This is a genomic window from Nocardia amamiensis (assembly GCF_015477605.1).
GTDB lineage: Bacteria > Actinomycetota > Actinomycetes > Mycobacteriales > Mycobacteriaceae > Nocardia > Nocardia amamiensis_A.
In genome coordinates this window covers 1-347 of the sequence record NZ_JADLQX010000260.1, presented here as the reverse complement: position 1 = coordinate 347, position 347 = coordinate 1, and the positions used below count along the sequence as shown (strand labels likewise).

At 62.5% G+C, this 347-nt stretch carries 1 pseudogene; it reads right to left on the bottom strand.

Annotated features, from left to right (window positions below):
- Positions 1-148: 148 nt before the first annotated feature.
- A pseudogene (locus IU459_RS39930) lies at positions 149-347 on the bottom strand (IS5 family transposase); the annotation flags it as partial.

Below are 347 nucleotides of genomic sequence, written 5' to 3'. Positions count from 1 at the left end.
GCCACTCGCCATGACGTGGGATTGGTCCTGGCCACCGGCCACGCCTACACCCGCCCGGCCCACCACAAGAAGGGCACCAAACCCCGCCGAACAGCGCATATACCCAGCGGAGGTTAAATTTCAAGCTAAGTGCCTGTGAACAAACTGCTCATTTCCGGGTTCGGGCGAGCCGACGGAACATGAGGATGATCATCGACCAGGTGACCATGGCTTCGTGGTGTTCGGGTAGGCGTTCGTAGTCGCGGACGCATCGGCGGCGTCGGGTGATCCGGGCCAGGGTGCGTTCGACGAGCCAACGCCGGGGCAGGACAACGAATCCCGAGGTGTCGTCGCTGCGTTTGACGATG